The organism is Symbiopectobacterium sp. RP (assembly GCF_050472005.1).
GTDB lineage: Bacteria > Pseudomonadota > Gammaproteobacteria > Enterobacterales > Enterobacteriaceae > Symbiopectobacterium.
Map to the genome: position 1 here is coordinate 1567228 of NZ_JBGOGS010000001.1, position 15902 is coordinate 1583129.

Below are 15902 nucleotides of genomic sequence, written 5' to 3' on the forward strand. Positions count from 1 at the left end.
CAGTTGTTTCAAAATCAGCTCTCCATGGCAAAACAAAATTTTAAAATCACCAGCTGGCCCTCTTATAACAAGGCCCTCAAGCAGCGCGCTTCTCTAACCGTATGGCTAGATGAATCAGCCATTGCTGCATGGACGGAAAAAAACACTACTGAACGGCGTGGACGACCGCTCCACTACTCAGATATGCCCATCACCACAGTCCTGATGATGAAACGCATGTTTGGCCTTTCATTGAGGGCTTTACAGGGCTTTGGTGACTCGATTTTTAAACTGATTAAATTGTCGCTCCATTGTCCAGACTATTCGCTGCTCAGCAAGCGAGCAAAGACAGTGAACATCAGCATAAAAACGCCAACCCGTGGTGAAATCTCACATCTGGTCATTGATGGAACCGGCCTGAAGGTCTTTGGCGAAGGCGAATGGAAAGTCCGGCAGCATGGTGCCGACAGACGCAGGGTATGGCGTAAGCTGCACCTGGCAGTAGACAGTGTGACGCATGAGATTATCTGTGCGGATTTGTCGCTCAGTGGTACGACTGATGCCCAAGCTCTACCGGCGCTGATAAACCAGACCCACCGGAAAATCAGAGAGGCATCGGCTAACGGCGCTTAGGATACAGTTTACTGCTATGATGCTCTGCTGAGGAAGAAAATAAGGCCGCTTATCCCGCCACGAAGGGGGGCGCAAGATTGGCAAGATCGCTACCACGAGCGTAACCCCGCTGTTGCAAATCAGCGCATTAGCGGTAGTAACGCTATCTGGAAAAAGAAAGTGGGCTATCACCGGCGCTCAGTGGCTGAAACGGCCATGTTCCGGTTCAAAAGGCTTCTGGGTGGTCATCTAAGTCTGAGAGACTACGATGGTCAGGTGGGTGAAGCCATGGCCATGGTCAAAGCGCTTAACCTGATCACGCTATTAGGAATGCCGAACAGTATTCGCATCACGTAACAATCGACCCGTATGGGGCGCAGTCGTTACAAGTTCTGATTTATTCAACAAAGCCAACAATTAGCTGTATTTTTTTGCCACATATCAGGGCATTGGTTGTAATCATTTTTAAGTCGTTTGGCAATATCTGGTTCTGCGGAGACCTGTAGGGTAGACTTTTTCATGGGGTATCATCTCTCTGTTGTTGAAATCATCCACGAAATCAATCAGCAGGATACCCCACCCTCCCCGAAACCCCGTACACCAGAAATGAGCATAACTCCGGAGATAGAGCCGGTGCCTGTAACGAGATTCGGCGCTGGAAGTATGTTGACGGCAAGGTATACTAAGGGCCTGGTTAGTCGGCGGGCGGTAGAACGTGAGCTTTGTTTGATATCACAATTTGATAATGAGGAGTAAATATGAGTCTTGTTAATAATGATAACTGTTTCGATAAAGGTATTGATGTATCAAAATGGCAAGGAGCTATTGACTGGGAGGAGGTCGCTGAAAGCGGTGTCAAGCATGCATTTATAAAAATGACGGAAGGGGGAACTTATGTAGACCCTAAATTCGTCGAAAACTGGAATAATGCGAAACTTGCAAATATTAACGTTAATTGTTATCACTACTTCAGAGCGCTAAGCAGCACACCACAGGAACAGTTTAATAATATCAAAAAGGTGTTATCTTCTGTTGGGTTTGATTCAACCAAAAACTCACTGGCGATTGATGTTGAAAAGTCTCGTAATGAAGCAGCAACGCCAGAACAAATGGCGGATAATTTGCATTCATTGTTAAGTTTTCTCAGTAAAGACTCAGAATTGTCCTGCCAAGCTACATTTATATATTGCTCACCATCGTATTGGGATAGTGGTGTTAAATGGGATAAGTATGATTTCAGTATTTATCCTCTCTGGATTGCCAACTGGAATGTAGAGGCACCCCACCTTCCTTTGACTTGGAAAAATGCAGGTCAAAGTTGGTCATGGTGGCAATATAGTTCCAAAGGGAAGATTAGCGGTATTACTGAAAATGTAGTGGATTTAGATTGGGTGAAGCGTTCTGCTTAATTTTTTTCATTGTTAAAGCATGGATAATTAGTAAACCTAACTCAATGAGGCCTCGGCACCGTCCGTGGTTCTTTTTCGCCTACGCATCCTACCAAGAGTCTTTCGGGATATGAGCCTGAGACAGAGTGGCGGTTTCATCGCTAACCCCTCTTGGGCCACTCATGTCTACGAGGCAGGCTCTATCACCAAAAGAAAATAAGCGATGCAATTAGTGGAAATAAAGAAACTTGATCTCGTAGCGAATACTATGGTGATTACTGAAGGTGTTAAGAAATATCATGACACCATCATCAAGCTTGTTGACCGTAATAAAGCCGATCTGGAAGAGTTCGGGCCACTCGGATTTGAAATCTGTATGGTTGAAAGAAGTCAAGGTGGTGGCAAGAAACTTCCCGGGCTTATTGAGCGTCGAGAGCGTGAGCTATATCTATCAGGGCTAGGCTGTGTCCCTTAATTGCGTAACCGGGAGCCTGTATAGCCAAGCGACTTAATTTTGATTACACCATATGGACTGAGAACAAAATCTCTGTATCGCAACCACTCTCTCTTTTTTTGCTTTTTGCTTGTGCCCATTTATGCTCAATGGGGTTAAGATCTGGCCAATATGTAGGCAAATACTCCACCATATACCCTGCATCGATGATGACTTGTTGAATATTATGTTTTTTATGAAAAGTTGCATTGTCCATCACGATTACCCTGTTTTTAGGGAGTACTGGGATAAGGACTTGTGTGACCCAAGAATAGAAAACATCGCTGTTAATATTGATATCAAATAATCCGATAGCAAACAGCATTGTGCCTAATAACGCGCCGATAACATTTGTTCTTCCCTTGGCTCCCCCGTTCTTCAGGCCAAAACACCGTTGACCTTTTGGGGAATAGCCGTGAGTCCGTGGGGTATCGTGTGGAAAACCACTTTCATCAATAAAAACAATAGGTTTGCCTTCTTTTTCATACTGTTGTATTTTTTGTTGAAATGCTTGCCGGGCGCTTCCGTCGGCTTTCGGATGACGTAGCGTTTTTTTTATAGGTCAATCCCAGCTTTTTAAGAGCTTGCCAAATGGCCTTCTGACAAACGCCAAAACGCTCTGCACGTTCTTTTTGGTAAGCATCTGGATATGGTTCAACATCTTTTATCAACTCGGATTTATCGCTCTTTCGCTGACGCGTGGTCGATGCTTTTGACGCTATTTGATTAATCCAACGCGATACAGAGGCAGGGCCAATCCGAAATTGCTTCGCTGTTTCCCGGATACTCAACCCTTCTTCTTCCCGTGTAGATATCACTTTACCTCTAAAATCAATTGAATAGCTCATTTAAATAATGTAATCAAAATTAAGTCGTTTAGCTATATCATCCATATGGCTACCCTAAATAGTTTGTTCCTTTAAAATGAGTGGCAATTCTTGGTGTCGCCCTACTCTTGGCTTTGTTGAATAATAGTGAGTCATGCTGTTTTGTCAGCCAGTTTTGGTAGAAAATGCTCATCACATCAGGTTTACAGTTTTCTTATGAGGCCTAACTGCATGATTTTGCGTTGCGAGGATCTGTCGTTTCACCGGGGGTGCAGCATAAAATATGTTTATTCAACAAAGCCCCTACTCTTAATAATTAATAATGAAGTTATGTATGATTACAATGATGTTTTTGGGTGAGCCATGACACTCACGCTCAAATTTACTGATACGGTTAGATATATCATTTAGCAAAGTATGATTATAAGGTTCTGTAAAGATTCGAGTGAAAAAATGTAGAGACATGATAGCGGCCTAATTGAATATGGCAATGATGTGGCGTTGAGTTTTTTTTGATTTTTTATTTGTTGTTATGTTTTTCATTTTTGAAGCAAAGAGGGGGGGGGGGGTGATTTATTTTAATTTAATATCAATAGGCTGCCGTGTTATTTAATATATTTTATAAAAAATAACATTTCGTGATTTTAAAGCTGACGTGTATTACCTGGTAGCTCAGTTAAATATAATTATGATATTTGCGTGATATATATAATATCTTGATTAATTTATTTTTACATTTTTTGATGTGTCTTGACCTCTAGTTTTTAAGTGAATATTATGGCCCTACACACCGCAGAGATATCTATCGTGGGCTCGCTATTATTCTAGAGCGTATGAGCTGCGCAGTTCAGTATGGCTGGCGCAATTTTCTATAAATGTCATGCGAATTATACAGAGGTCACTATGTCTAGAGAGCTTCAGAATAAGAGTATTGCCACTAATACAAGCTTCCAAAATTATAAATACACTCCTGGTTATAATGCAATGGTTGAAGATTCAGTTATCACGGATGAGACCTTTAGGGTTAATAACTCATTATTCTTTATCAGGCCATTAACCCCAGAGTCGACATTCACCTTTTCAATAATGAATAATCGGGAACGCGTCACCTTCACGGGAGATCAGTCTGCGGTATTGGTGTCAAACAGTGCTATTGAGTTATCACTTCATGGCAAATGGCTGGTAGGACGATCGTTGATTACCCAGCTGGCGACCTTTTTAGCCTTCACTGAATACAGGTTTAAAGAGTCCTCTCGACTATGGGGGGCGAATGCTGCGCCTTTACAACATAAGGTCCTCTTCGAAACAGAAAAAATCTTCTGCGCAGTCATTGATAACGCACAAATGAGTTTTATGGATTTGGTTTTTTGTCGTGACTTTATCAGTGACACAGATGTTATCAATAAACTGTGCCATTTCATTCGCGGTATTGAGAGCTACTGGGTTGCTCAGTTTTTGCTGGATCAAGTTCTTGATAACAGTAAAAGCATGAAGTCACATAAGCTGTATAATTCCTGTAAAGAATATGGTGTTTCAGAATCTTATTTCAGAAAGCTTTGTTATAACGCTTTTACCTGTGGACCGAAAAAACAGCTCAGAATGTGGCGAGCTGCATACAGTGCGTTGCAACTGATTGAGAATGATGAGTCGATTGCGACCGTGGCTTGGAATAACGGCTATGCATCGTCCTCCCATTTCTCCACAGAAATCAAAACGCTTTTTGGTATAACGCCTCGGGAATTCAAGGATTTGGAAGGCTTTCTGAATGAATAGAATAGGTAAAATGGATTTTTATCTACTAGGGGAGTTATGCTTATTTCTGGTGTACGGGGTTTCGGGGAGGGTAGCGTATCCTGCTGATTGATTTCGTGGATGATTTCAACAACAGAGAGATGATACCCCATGAAAAAGTCTACCCTACAGGTCTCCGCAGAACCAGATATTGCCGGTGATCCCTTGCATGAACTCATTCGTAATGCTGCCAGGCAACTGGTAGCTGCCGCCGTTGAGGTTGAGCTCGAAGCCATGCTGCAACAACATGCTGAACGCCGCCTTGACGACGGGCGTCATGCTGTCGTTCGTAACGGCTATTTGCCCCCGCGAACCATACAGACGGGTATTGGGGATGTTGAAATTAAAGTACCTAAGGTCAGGGAGCGCAGCGGCAACGGAATATGCTTCAACAGCGCGTTGTTGCCGCCTTATCTGAAACGTGCAAAAAGCGTCGAAGAGTTGCTACCATGGCTGTACCTGCGAGGCATATCCACCGGTGATTTTCATGAAGCCCTGAGGGCGCTTCTCGGTGAAAAAGCGAATGGCCTCTCTGCCAGTACCATCAGCAGACTGAAACAGCAGTGGCTTGAAGAGCACAGGCAATGGTGCCTGCGTGATTTAAGCGATACGCGCTACGTTTATTTCTGGGCCGATGGCATATACAGCCATGTCAGGCAAGATGATTGCCTTTGCCTGCTGGTCATTATCGGCGTCACTGAACATGGACGTAAGGAGCTGGTTGCGGTCGAAGATGGTTATCGAGAGTCAGAAGCAAACTGGGCCGAACTTCTTAATGGCCTGCGAGCACGTGGCCTAACCGTATCTCCCAAGCTGGCTACGGGAGACGGTGCCCTTGGTTTTTGGAATAATGGCAAAGATATTCCCGGACACGCAGCACCAACGCTGTTGGGTGCACAAAACCGCTAATGTGTTGGCTTCACTCCCCAAAGCCATGCAACCGAAAGTTAAGGCTGAGCTGCGGGAGGTTTGGCTGGCAGAGAGCCGCGATGCCGCTAATGAAGCCTTTGATGTTTTGTTGGCAAGGTTTTCAGCGAAGTATCCTGCAGCGATGAAGAAGCTGGAGAAAGCTCAAGAAGAACTGCTGGCATTCTACGACTTCCCGTCAGAGCACTGGGCGTCAATAAGAACGACAAATCCGATTGAATCGGCTTTTGCGACTGTGAGGCTACGAAGCAGAGGCGCGAAGAACGGTGGTTCGAGAGAAACAACCCTGTCAATGGTATGGTATTTAAGCTGCTCCAGTCAGCTCAGAAAAGCTGGAACCGACTAAGAGGATTTGACCTGCTGACCCTGGTTGTAAGCAACGTCCAATTTAAGGATGGAGGACAGATTCACGAAGCATCAGAGCGGAACGTAGCCTGATCGCCATACACCTGATTTGCTAATAACTCCTCACGAGGTGGTTATGGCACCAAAATCCACATGGCGACTGACGGAAGCGGCATCCCGCTAAACATCGTACTGAGTGCTGTGCAGGGTCACGAAAGCCTGTTTGCGTTACGACTCCTAGACGGAATTGGCGTGCAACGCCAGAACGGCAGCATGAAGCGTCGTGGCCATGCAGTACTGGCTGACAAAGCCTACTCTGGGAATGCACTACGTAACGACTTGAAAAAAAGAGGGATAAAAACGGTTATTCCCCGAAAATCAAATGAAAAACTGGCTTCAGATGGACGCTCGCAACTTGATCGTGATGCTTATCGCCATCGTAACGTTGTGGAAAGGTGTTTTGGCCGTTTAAAGGAATATCGAAGGATCGCCACACGTTATGAAAAAATGTCAAGAAACTATCTAGCAATGGTGAAACTGGGCTGCATCCGCTTGTTTTACCGCCGGTTATGCAATTAAGGGACACAGCATAGTGGGCTATCAAGATATAGCCAAGCGACTTAATTTTGATTATACCATATGGACTGAGAACAAAATCTCTGTATCGCAACCACCCTCTCTTTTTTTGCTTTTTGCTTGTGCCCATTTATGCTCAATGGGGTTAAGATCTGGCCAATATGTAGGCAAATACTCCACCATATACCCTGCATCGATGATGACTTGTTGAATATTATGTTTTTTGTGAAAAGTTGTATTGTCCATCACGATTACCCTGTTTTTAGGGAGTACTGGGATAAGGACTTGTGTGACCCAGGAATAGAAAACATCGCTGTTAATATTGATATCAAATAATCCGATAGCAAACAGCGTTGTGCCTAATAAAGCGCCGATAACATTTGTTCTTCCCTTGGCTCCCCCGTTCTTCAGGCCAAAACACCGTTGACCTTTTGGGGAATAGCCGTGAGTCCGTAGGGTATCGTGTGGAAAACCACTTTCATCAATAAAAACAATAGGGTTACCTTCTTTTTCATACTGTTGTATTTTTTGTTGAAATGCTTGCCGGGCGCTTTCGTCGGCTTTCGGATGACGTAGAGTTTTTTTATAGGTCAATCCCAGCTTTTTAAGAGCGTGCCAAATGGCCTTCTGACAAACGCCAAAACGCTCTGCACGTTCTTTTTGGTAAGCATCTGGATATGGTTCAACATCTTTTATCAACTCGGATTTATCGCTCTTTCGCTGACGCGTGGTCGATGCTTTTGACGCTATTTGATTAATCCAACGCGAACAGAGGCAGGGCCAATCCGAAATTGCTTCGCTGTTTCTCGGATACTCAACCCTTCTTCTTCCCGTGTAGATATCACTTTACGTCTAAAATCAATTGAATAGCTCATTTAAACAATGTAATCAAAATTAAGTCGTTTAGCTATAAATCACATCGCTTTGCAATTAAGGAAGAGTGCTGGGTCAGCCATTCCGGCTCTGGTATTTTGCAAACGCGCACGACCTTTACTGGGGTATCGGAAGTTACCAACCAACCTTTCCGGTGGCATGGATAAGGGCTTTGTTGAATAAATAGAACTTTTGGGTAATCATCGGAGCAGATCAACACAGTTGTTTCAAAATCAGGTCTCCATGGCAAAACAAAATTTTAAAATCACCAACTGGCCCTCTTATAACAAGGCCCTCAAGCAGCGCGGTTCTCTAACCGTATGGCTAGATGAATCAGCCATTGCTGCATGGACGGAAAAAAACACTACTGAACGGCGTGGACGACCGCTCCACTACTCAGATATGGCCATCACCACAGTCCTGATGATGAAACGCGTGTTTGGCCTTTCATTGAGGGCTTTACAGGGCTTTGTTGACTCGATTTTTAAACTGATTAAATTGTCGCTCCATTGTCCAGACTATTCACTGCTCAGCAAGCGAGCAAAGACAGTGAACATCAGCATAAAAACGCCAACCCGTGGTGAAATCTCACATCTGGTCATTGATGGAACCGGCCTGAAGGTCTTTGGCGAAGGCGAATGGAAAGTCCGGCAGCATGGTGCCGACAGACGCAGGGTATGGCGTAAGCTGCACCTGGCAGTAGACAGTGTGACGCATGAGATTATCTGTGCGGATTTGTCGCTCAGTGGTACGACTGATGCCCAAGCTCTACCGGCGCTGATAAACCAGACCCACCGGAAAATCAGAGAGGCATCGGCTGACGGCGCTTAGGATACAGTTTACTGCTATGATGCTCTGGTGAGGAAGAAAATAAGGCCGCTTATCCCGCCACGAAGGGGGGCGCAATATTGGCAAGATCGCTACCACGAGCGTAACCCCGCTGTTGCAAATCAGCGCATTAGCGGTAGTAACGCTATCTGGAAAAAGAAAGTGGGCTATCACCGGCGCTCAGTGGCTGAAACGGCCATGTTCCGGTTCAAAAGGCTTCTGGGTGGTCATCTAAGTCTGAGAGACTACGATGGTCAGGTGGGTGAAGCCATGGCCATGGTCAAAGCGCTTAACCTGATCACGCTATTAGTGAATGCCGAACAGTATTCGCATCACGTAACAATCGACCCGTATGGGGCGCAGTCGTTACAAGTTCTGATTTATTCAACAAAGCCATGGATAAGCTCCGCTTGCGCCCGGAGAGAGATATCTGGGCGCATCCTTATTATCTACAGAGAGAGGTAAGGAAGTTTTGCAAGAATCGTTTTTTGCAAGAGCAACCCTATCCGGAAGATTATAGTGCTATATCATAAATGAATCATATCTTGAAAAAAGGGGAGGGGATATCAATGTCTAACCAACACAACAAGACAGCTTTCATGTTAAAATTATGTTTTGTTATTTTTATTGGCTTCGTAAGATGTTTTCAATTCAGTCAGTGTTATGCTCAAAGCCAAATAACATATGCTGACGGCCAAGCGTGACAACCGAACTTGGAAATTATTATTGTAATATATATCTATGTATTTTGTCTGATGACTTATCTCTAAAAGATATCCAGTAGTAGTCGAGTATCGGAAAATAGATTAGCCCGTATTGATATTGGATCCATTTTATTTAATGATTGCGCATGGAGTTTGTGAAGGTGTTATGGTGGGCTTTGTTGAATAATAGTGAGTCATGCTGTTTTGCCAAGCCAGTTTTGGTAGAAAATGCTTGTCACCTCAGGTTTACAGTTTTCTTATGAGGCCTAACTGCATGATTTTGCGTTGCGAGGATCTGTCGTTTCACCGGGGGCAGCATAAAATATGTTTATTCAACAAAGCCGTTATGGTGTTGATTGTCTTTTGATGGCACATCGTTATCACTACTTGAGAGTATTTAAAATCATGCTGTTACGTGATTTTTCTTGCGCGGGGAATCGCCAGTGAAATGACGATTTTATATCTGATTTGGGCTCATTTTTTCTTTTTGTAGCTTAATTGAAAATAATAGTTACACTTGGTTATTAAATGTTTTTTATGTTGATATGATTTGTCTTATCGATTGGATGCAATGTTATTAATAGTTTTAAACAGTTTTTAATTCTTCGCATTTACAATGACCATGTATGCATTGCATTAAGAAAAAACAATGTATTAATGAAAAGCAATGTATTAGAAATCAAAACATCGTTTTTATTATTTCCACTTCGCGTTTTTATAAAATGTTTTTGCTGCTGCATGAAACAATCAAGGTGCGTTTTTATGGTGGATTATCATAAGGATGGATGATGAGTATCTTGGTGGTAGAAATTTAAGGAGGAGAGGTAATTACTGCCACCATGGTTTGTAGTGAGAATTCCCTGATGGTGGATTCCTTTGTTAGATAAAATATCAGGCGGATATGCAAATGAACATTAGCTTAATGAATGATGGCAATATCTACTTTCTTGGCTTCATTTTTAGCCCCAAGCTCAGAACATTAAGCTGTCGTGACACCTTATATCAATTGAGGAAAAAGGAGTCCGATGTGTTGGCTCTGCTTTGCGAAAGATATCCTCATCCCGTATCACAAGATGATTTTCTGTCATGTGTGTGGGAAGGGGGATATGTAACATCGCAAAGCATTGCGCAGGTGATTCGCGCACTGCGGCGTAATTTGCAGGATAAAGATAAGCAAATCATCGTGACTATCCCTAAGTTGGGATACCGTTTTGGGGTGACCCCTTCTTTTGAGGAGCCTCAGGCAGGTGTGGAGGAAGGTGCTTTTGGCGCCCACCCTGAAGTCGAAACACTCTATACGGCACAGTACGACACGTCGTGCGGGCAGTTTGTTTATGACAGAACCTCGCTGATCAATCTGACGTCCATTCCTGTCAATTCATTGGCGATTTCTCCTTGTGTCAGGCCAAAGAAAAAAAACATGCGTCTCAGGAATGTCGTACTGGTTGTCGTATTTATCATTACGGCTTATCTGTTATGGTATTTAACGAAAAATTCGATGGCCTCGGTGCATTCACTTGTCATTGAGCATGATGGTGAAATTCAGTCGTCGGAATGGACAAATCAACGCTAAACAGGCGCTCCTTGCCACCTTGTAAAGGTGGCGTTGGTCACTCACTGCTCATGTCTAAAGCAACGTAATGATTATATTAGAATTTTTCTATAACTGTATTCTCCTCATCTGTAGGGAAAAATATTTCATAGTGGTGTATAAAATATTCGTCCCTGCAAGTTGCATGGCCTTTTTGCTGAGAACCGTATTTGCGTATTCCGCATGCGCGGGATCTTTGCGCATCTTTCCATTAACGAGGCTTTGTTGAATAAATCAGAACTTGTAACGACTGCGCCCCATACGGGTCGATTGTTACGTGATGCGAATACTGTTCGGCATTCCTAATAGCGTGATCAGGTTAAGCGCTTTGACCATGACCATGGCTTCACCCACCTGACCATCGTAGTCTCTCAGACTTAGATGACCACCCAGAAGCCTTTTGAACCGGAACATGGCCGTTTCAGCCACTGAGCGCCGGTGATAGCCCACTTTCTTTTTCCAGATATCGTTACTACCGCTAATGCACTGATTTGCAACAGCGGGGTTACGCTCGTGGTAGCGATCTTGCCAATATTGCGCCCCCCTTCGTGGCGGGATAAGCGGCCTTATTTTCTTCCTCAGCAGAGCATCATAGCAGTAAACTGTATCCTAAGCGCCGTTAGCCGATGCCTCTCTGATTTTCCGGTGGGTCTGGTTTATCAGCGCCGGTAGAGCTTGGGCATCAGTCATACCACTGAGCGACAAATCCGCACAGATAATCTCATGCGTCACACTGTCTACTGCCAGGTGCAGCTTACGCCATACCCTGCGTCTGTCGGCACCATGCTGCTGGACTTTCCATTCGCCTTCGCCAAAGACCTTCAGGCCGGTTCCATCAATGACCAGATGTGAGATTTCACCACGGGTTGGCGTTTTTATGCTGATGTTCACTGTCTTTGCTCGCTTGCTGAGCAGCGAATAGTCTGGACAATGGAGCGACAATTTAATCAGTTTAAAAATCGAGTCACCAAAGCCCTGTAAAGCCCTCAATGAAAGGCCAAACACGCGTTTCATCATCAGGACTGTGGTGATGGCCATATCTGAGTAGTGGAGCGGTCATCCACGCCGTTCAGTAGTGTTTTTTTCCGTCCATGCAGCAATGGCTGATTCATCTAGCCATACGGTTAGAGAACCGCGCTGCTTGAGGGCCTTGTTATAAGAGGGCCAGTTGGTGATTTTAAAATTTTGTTTTGCCATGGAGACCTGATTTTGAAACAACTGTGTTGATCTGCTCCGATGATTACCCAAAAGTTCTATTTATTCAACAAAGCCCATTAGCGACATTCATTGCTTTACTCAGCGCGTCTAACGTTAATGGCGAATTTGGTGCAAGGGCTTTCAGCTTTTCAAGTATGCTTTGCAGATTGCCCTCTGGATGATTAACGGTAAGGTAGCGCAAAACCAGTGCGTCAAAGTCATCATTGCCTGTACGGGAGACATTCTTTGATACGGCATTCGTTCCTTCAAGATGCGTCGGAGATATAGCCAAGCGACTTAACTTTGATTACACCATATGGACTGAGAACAAAATCTCTGTATCGCAACCACTCTCTCTTTTTTTGCTTGTGCCCATTTATGCTCAATGGGGTTAAGATCTGGCGAATATGTAGGCAAATACTCCACCATATACCCTGCATCGATGATGACTTGTTGAATATTATGTTTTTTGTGAAAAGTTGCATTGTCCATCACGATTACCCTGTTTTTAGGGAGTACTGGGATAAGGACTTGTGTGACCCAGGAATAGAAAACATCGCTGTTAATATTGATATCAAATAATCCGATAGCAAACAGCGTGGTGCCTAATAACGCGCCGATAACATTTGTTCTTCCCTTGGCTCCCCCGTTCTTCAGGCCAAAACACCGTTGACCTTTTGGGGAATAGCCGTGAGTCCGTGGGGTATCGTGTGGAAAACCACTTTCATCAATGAAAACAATAGGTTTACCTTTTTTTCATACTGTTGTATTTTTTATTGAAATGCTTGCCGGGCGCTTTCGTCGGCTTTCGGATGACGTAGCGTTTTTTTATAGGTCAATCCCAGCTTTTTAAGAGCGTGCCAAATGGCCTTCTGACAAACGCCAAAACGCTCTGCACGTTCTTTTTGGTAAGCATCTGGATATGGTTCAACATCTTTTATCAACTCGGATTTATCGCTCTTTCGCTGACGCGTGGTCGATGCTTTTGACGCTATTTGATTAATCCAACGCGAACAGAGGCAGGGCCAATCCGAAATTGCTTCGCTGTTTCTCGGATACTCAACCCTTCTTCTTCCCGTGTAGATATCACTTTACGTCTAAAATCAATTGAATAGCTCATTTAAATAATGTAATCAAAATTAAGTCGCTTGGCTATAGCAACTCTTCGACGCTTTTTGCACGTTTCAGATAAGGCGGCAACAAGGCGCTGTTGAAGCATATTCCGTTGCCGCTGCGCTCCCTGACCTTAGGCACTTTAATTTCAACATCCCCAATACCCGTCTGTATGGTTCGCTATGGCAAATAGCCGTTACGAACGACAGCATGACGCCCGTCGTCAAGGCGGCGTTCAGCATGTTGTTGCAGCATGGCTTCGAGCTCAACCTCAACGGCGGCAGCTATAGCCAAGCGACATTATTTTGATAACAATTAGCTGTATTTTTTGCTACATATCAGGGCATTGGCTGTAATCATTTTTAAGTCGGTTGGCTATATCAGTTGCCTTGCACCATTACGAATGAGTTCATGCAAGGGATCACCGGCAATATCTGGTTCTGCGGAGACCTGTAGGGTAGACTTTTTCATGGGGTATCATCTCTCTGTTGTTGAAATCATCCACGAAATCAATCAGCAGGATAGGCCACCCTCCCCGAAACCCCGTACACCAGAAATGAGCATAACTCCAAGATATCAACATTATGAAACGTATCACTCTATCTACCGGACTATTTCTGATATCAATCGCAGCCATTCTCGCATGGGTGATATACGAGATATGGTGCGCGGTATGAGTAGAGTCAGATTGCCAACATGGTTGCTGGCTTGCTTATCGTTAGTGACGGCCATCCTGTTTTCATGGGGAATGGAAAGCAGGAATATTTTTTGTGTTTTAATAGGTGTATCTGGCTTCGTCTTTTTTATTGCTGAACTTGTGAAAAGAATCATGTTGTATTTCAGAAATAAAAACAGATGATATCAGCATGAATACCGTAATCGTGGGCAGCTTGGACTGGCTTTTTTATGTGTGCCGGGCATGCCCGACAGCTTGGGGGTGAAAGTCCCCTGTACAGCCTGATGGTGGCGAAGGACTAGCGAAGTGCAAGGGCGTCATCGCGAGGTGGGGTCTGAAGGAAGCGTGGAGCAAAGCCATGACCTGACGAACAGAAACCTGATACAAGGCTCATCCGATCGGCAGAGCGAGCATATGATCGCGAAGGCCATAACCATCAAGGGTCGAGTGAGTAAATCAGGCAGGTGTGTGGTGAAGGGGGTCGGGCTTACCCCGGGAGGTCTGCATAGCGTCCTGCATTCAGGACTGAGCTCATCGTGAGGTGCGCTGATCGCTATGCAGAAGTCAGCAGAGGGCGTAGGGGAAACCTGAAGGCCCGAACAGTGATGAGTGGCGAGTATCGCCGGAGGTTCTGAACGGTCATGCAGCAGAAAACGCAATGCGACCCCGATGAGAGCAGAAGGGGTGAAGCCCCGACTCCTGCCCCATCAGGGGCTGAAACCGTCCAGACATAACCGGAGCGGGAAAGCCCGTCGTCCGGGGATAGTCTCATGGAGGTTATCCTCAACCAAGAAAATCTGAAGCAGGCGCTGAAAAGAGTAAAAGCCAACAAAGGCGCGCCGGGTGTGGACGGAATAAGCGTGAGCGAACTCCCCGACCATCTGAAGCGCCAGTGGCCGGAACTGCGGAGTAACCTGCTGGCTGGCAGATATAGCCAACCGACTTAAAAATGATTACAGCCAATGCCCTGATATGTGGCAAAAAATACAGCTAATTGTTATCAAAATAATGTCGCTTGGATATACTTTAGTGATATTAATTGGGTTGGCGAACTGACCGGCTGGCCGACTAAAGATGCCTCCCGCGACAGCTTCCCTAGCGACCATGGCATGATGCTGATGATTTACCCCGCTTTTATACTGCGCTATTTTCCGCGCCGTTCATTTTTGATCTCATTGGTCATCGTGGTTGTTTTTATAGCCAAGCTACTTAATTTTGATTACACCATAGGCTTTGTTGAATAATAGGTAATCATGCTGTTTTTCCATGCCAGTTTTGGTTGAAAATGCTTGTCATCTCAGGTGTACACTTTTCTCATGAGGCCTAACTGCATGATTTTACGTTGCGAGGATCCGTCGTTTCGCTGGGCTGCCAGCATAAAATCTATTTATTCAACAAAGCCTATGGTGTAATCAAAATTAAGTCGCTTGGCTATAGTCATCGTTATGGTCGGTGCCGTCTGCCGCATTGTAAGTGTATTTACCGTGGCTCAGGCCAATCACGCCATAGACGCTTGCCCAATCATTGATACGGTAAGCCGGGCCCGCAGTAAAGCCCATGTATTGGCCTTTATTGTAGTAAGCGTCGTTGGACTGGCTGTCTTCCAGATAGGTGAAGGAGCTGATTACGCCAACCTAGCTGTCATCAAACTCATAGCGGTATTTAAGGTTAAAACCTTTCGCTTTGTTCACCACGCCTTGGGCATCACCCTGAGCATATCCGGCGAATTCGGAACCTGCGCTTACTGCAAATACGCAAGCCAGTGCGGAAAGACACGCAAATTTTTTCATATACTGCCTCGAATTGGCTTTGTTGAATAATAGTGAGTCATGCTGTTTTGCCAAGCCAGTTTTGGTAGAAAATGCTTGTCACCTCAGGTTTACAGTTTTCTTATGAAGCCTAACTGCATGATTTTGCGTTGCGAGGATCTGTCGTTTCACCGGGGGTGCAGCATAAAATATGTTTATTCAACAAAGCCCCTC

15 protein-coding genes and 9 pseudogenes are annotated in these 15902 nt (G+C 44.7%); 12 read left to right on the top strand and 12 right to left on the bottom strand.

Annotation, left to right across the window (positions count from 1 at the left end):
• Window positions 1–24 precede the first annotated feature (24 nt).
• From ACD630_RS10440 to ACD630_RS10455, 4 genes and pseudogenes are all read left to right on the top strand, one after another.
• Window positions 25–948 (top strand): annotated as a pseudogene (locus ACD630_RS10440) (IS5 family transposase).
• Between the two features lie 257 nt (window positions 949–1205).
• A pseudogene (locus tag ACD630_RS10445) lies at window positions 1206–1347 on the top strand (glycoside hydrolase family protein); the annotation flags it as partial.
• A gap of 2 nt (window positions 1348–1349) precedes the next feature.
• On the top strand, window positions 1350–2000 hold the full coding sequence (locus ACD630_RS10450; protein WP_430359005.1) for a glycoside hydrolase family 25 protein: 651 nt from the start codon (window positions 1350–1352) through the stop codon (window positions 1998–2000).
• A 202-nt stretch (window positions 2001–2202) separates the two neighbouring features.
• A complete protein-coding gene (locus tag ACD630_RS10455) occupies window positions 2203–2454 on the top strand; it encodes a hypothetical protein (RefSeq protein ID WP_430359006.1) in 252 nt (83 codons plus the stop codon).
• Here the strand turns inward: ACD630_RS10455 and ACD630_RS10460 are convergent.
• The 3 genes and pseudogenes from ACD630_RS10460 to ACD630_RS10470 form a co-directional block, all read right to left on the bottom strand.
• Complete coding sequence (locus tag ACD630_RS10460; protein ID WP_430359007.1) at window positions 2451–2573, bottom strand: hypothetical protein; 123 nt, start codon at window positions 2571–2573, stop codon at window positions 2451–2453. The two genes, ACD630_RS10455 and ACD630_RS10460, sit on opposite strands and share 4 nt — an antisense overlap.
• Before the next feature lie 32 nt (window positions 2574–2605).
• A pseudogene (locus ACD630_RS10465) lies at window positions 2606–3031 on the bottom strand (transposase); the annotation flags it as partial.
• Window positions 2955–3320, bottom strand: a complete 366-nt coding sequence (locus ACD630_RS10470; RefSeq protein ID WP_430359008.1) for an IS630 transposase-related protein — start codon at window positions 3318–3320, stop codon at window positions 2955–2957. The pseudogene ACD630_RS10465 and the gene ACD630_RS10470, both read right to left, overlap by 77 nt.
• Window positions 3321–4151: 831 nt before the next feature.
• Here ACD630_RS10470 and ACD630_RS10475 point away from each other — a divergent pair.
• The 3 genes and pseudogenes from ACD630_RS10475 to ACD630_RS10485 all read left to right on the top strand — a co-directional run.
• A complete protein-coding gene (locus tag ACD630_RS10475) occupies window positions 4152–5072 on the top strand; it encodes a helix-turn-helix domain-containing protein (protein ID WP_430359009.1) in 921 nt (306 codons plus the stop codon).
• Window positions 5073–5201: 129 nt separating this feature from the next.
• A pseudogene (locus ACD630_RS10480) lies at window positions 5202–6455 on the top strand (IS256 family transposase).
• Window positions 6456–6485: 30 nt separating this feature from the next.
• Window positions 6486–6941 (top strand): annotated as a pseudogene (locus tag ACD630_RS10485) (IS5 family transposase); the annotation flags it as partial.
• 51 nt (window positions 6942–6992) lie between these two features.
• On the opposite strand, the gene ACD630_RS10490 reads toward ACD630_RS10485, so the two are convergent.
• Together ACD630_RS10490 and ACD630_RS10495 are read right to left on the bottom strand one after the other, a co-directional pair.
• Window positions 6993–7730: an IS630 family transposase gene (locus tag ACD630_RS10490; protein ID WP_430359983.1), complete on the bottom strand. Its 738-nt coding sequence runs from the start codon at window positions 7728–7730 to the stop codon at window positions 6993–6995.
• Entirely contained in the window at window positions 7685–7813 is a 129-nt protein-coding gene (locus tag ACD630_RS10495) for a hypothetical protein (RefSeq protein ID WP_430359010.1), read from the bottom strand. The genes ACD630_RS10490 and ACD630_RS10495 overlap by 46 nt, the downstream gene beginning before the upstream one ends.
• Window positions 7814–8054: 241 nt before the next feature.
• Here ACD630_RS10495 and ACD630_RS10500 point away from each other — a divergent pair.
• Both ACD630_RS10500 and ACD630_RS10505 read left to right on the top strand, forming a co-directional pair.
• Window positions 8055–8979, top strand: a pseudogene (locus ACD630_RS10500) (IS5 family transposase).
• 1286 nt (window positions 8980–10265) lie between these two features.
• Window positions 10266–10916: a winged helix-turn-helix domain-containing protein gene (locus tag ACD630_RS10505; protein WP_430359011.1), complete on the top strand. Its 651-nt coding sequence runs from the start codon at window positions 10266–10268 to the stop codon at window positions 10914–10916.
• A 291-nt stretch (window positions 10917–11207) separates the two neighbouring features.
• Here the strand turns inward: ACD630_RS10505 and ACD630_RS10510 are convergent.
• The 6 genes and pseudogenes from ACD630_RS10510 to ACD630_RS10535 all read right to left on the bottom strand — a co-directional run.
• Window positions 11208–12131: pseudogene (locus ACD630_RS10510) on the bottom strand (IS5 family transposase).
• A 64-nt stretch (window positions 12132–12195) separates the two neighbouring features.
• The gene (locus ACD630_RS10515; protein WP_430359012.1) at window positions 12196–12423 is read right to left on the bottom strand and encodes a hypothetical protein; all 228 of its coding nucleotides are present in this window, start codon (window positions 12421–12423) and stop codon (window positions 12196–12198) included.
• Window positions 12424–12428: 5 nt separating this feature from the next.
• Complete coding sequence (locus tag ACD630_RS10520; RefSeq protein WP_430359984.1) at window positions 12429–12872, bottom strand: IS630 family transposase; 444 nt, start codon at window positions 12870–12872, stop codon at window positions 12429–12431.
• A 32-nt stretch (window positions 12873–12904) separates the two neighbouring features.
• A complete protein-coding gene (locus ACD630_RS10525; protein WP_430359985.1) occupies window positions 12905–13168 on the bottom strand; it encodes an IS630 transposase-related protein in 264 nt (87 codons plus the stop codon).
• Complete coding sequence (locus ACD630_RS10530; protein ID WP_430359010.1) at window positions 13123–13251, bottom strand: hypothetical protein; 129 nt, start codon at window positions 13249–13251, stop codon at window positions 13123–13125. The genes ACD630_RS10525 and ACD630_RS10530 overlap by 46 nt, the downstream gene beginning before the upstream one ends.
• A 35-nt stretch (window positions 13252–13286) precedes the next feature.
• Window positions 13287–13541: pseudogene (locus ACD630_RS10535) on the bottom strand (transposase); the annotation flags it as partial.
• Window positions 13542–13800: 259 nt separating this feature from the next.
• Here ACD630_RS10535 and ACD630_RS10540 point away from each other — a divergent pair.
• The 3 genes from ACD630_RS10540 (at window position 13801) to ACD630_RS10550 (ending at window position 15164) form a co-directional block, all read left to right on the top strand.
• Window positions 13801–14103: a hypothetical protein gene (locus ACD630_RS10540; RefSeq protein ID WP_430359013.1), complete on the top strand. Its 303-nt coding sequence runs from the start codon at window positions 13801–13803 to the stop codon at window positions 14101–14103.
• A gap of 587 nt (window positions 14104–14690) precedes the next feature.
• Window positions 14691–14867: a hypothetical protein gene (locus ACD630_RS10545; protein ID WP_430359014.1), complete on the top strand. Its 177-nt coding sequence runs from the start codon at window positions 14691–14693 to the stop codon at window positions 14865–14867.
• Between the two features lie 27 nt (window positions 14868–14894).
• Window positions 14895–15164 (top strand): hypothetical protein, encoded by a 270-nt coding sequence (locus ACD630_RS10550; RefSeq protein WP_430360135.1) that lies wholly within the window; start codon window positions 14895–14897, stop codon window positions 15162–15164.
• 189 nt (window positions 15165–15353) lie between these two features.
• Here ACD630_RS10550 and ACD630_RS10555 read toward each other — a convergent pair.
• A pseudogene (locus tag ACD630_RS10555) lies at window positions 15354–15710 on the bottom strand (Ail/Lom family outer membrane beta-barrel protein); the annotation flags it as partial.
• Between the last annotated feature and the right edge of the window lie 192 nt (window positions 15711–15902).

Bases quoted from the DNA above. Each gene is read 5' to 3' on its own strand.
- ACD630_RS10470 (WP_430359008.1), bottom strand. From the start codon at position 3,320: ATGAGCTATTCAATTGATTTTAGAGGTAAAGTGATATCTACACGGGAA.
- ACD630_RS10475 (WP_430359009.1), top strand. From the start codon at position 4,152: ATGGCTGGCGCAATTTTCTATAAATGTCATGCGAATTATACAGAGGTC.
- ACD630_RS10460 (WP_430359007.1), bottom strand. From the start codon at position 2,573: ATGGGCACAAGCAAAAAGCAAAAAAAGAGAGAGTGGTTGCGATACAGA.
- ACD630_RS10545 (WP_430359014.1), top strand. From the start codon at position 14,691: ATGGAGGTTATCCTCAACCAAGAAAATCTGAAGCAGGCGCTGAAAAGA.
- ACD630_RS10530 (WP_430359010.1), bottom strand. From the start codon at position 13,251: ATGAGCTATTCAATTGATTTTAGACGTAAAGTGATATCTACACGGGAA.
- ACD630_RS10495 (WP_430359010.1), bottom strand. From the start codon at position 7,813: ATGAGCTATTCAATTGATTTTAGACGTAAAGTGATATCTACACGGGAA.
- ACD630_RS10450 (WP_430359005.1), top strand. From the start codon at position 1,350: ATGAGTCTTGTTAATAATGATAACTGTTTCGATAAAGGTATTGATGTA.
- ACD630_RS10540 (WP_430359013.1), top strand. From the start codon at position 13,801: ATGAGCATAACTCCAAGATATCAACATTATGAAACGTATCACTCTATC.
- ACD630_RS10455 (WP_430359006.1), top strand. From the start codon at position 2,203: ATGCAATTAGTGGAAATAAAGAAACTTGATCTCGTAGCGAATACTATG.
- ACD630_RS10505 (WP_430359011.1), top strand. From the start codon at position 10,266: ATGAATGATGGCAATATCTACTTTCTTGGCTTCATTTTTAGCCCCAAG.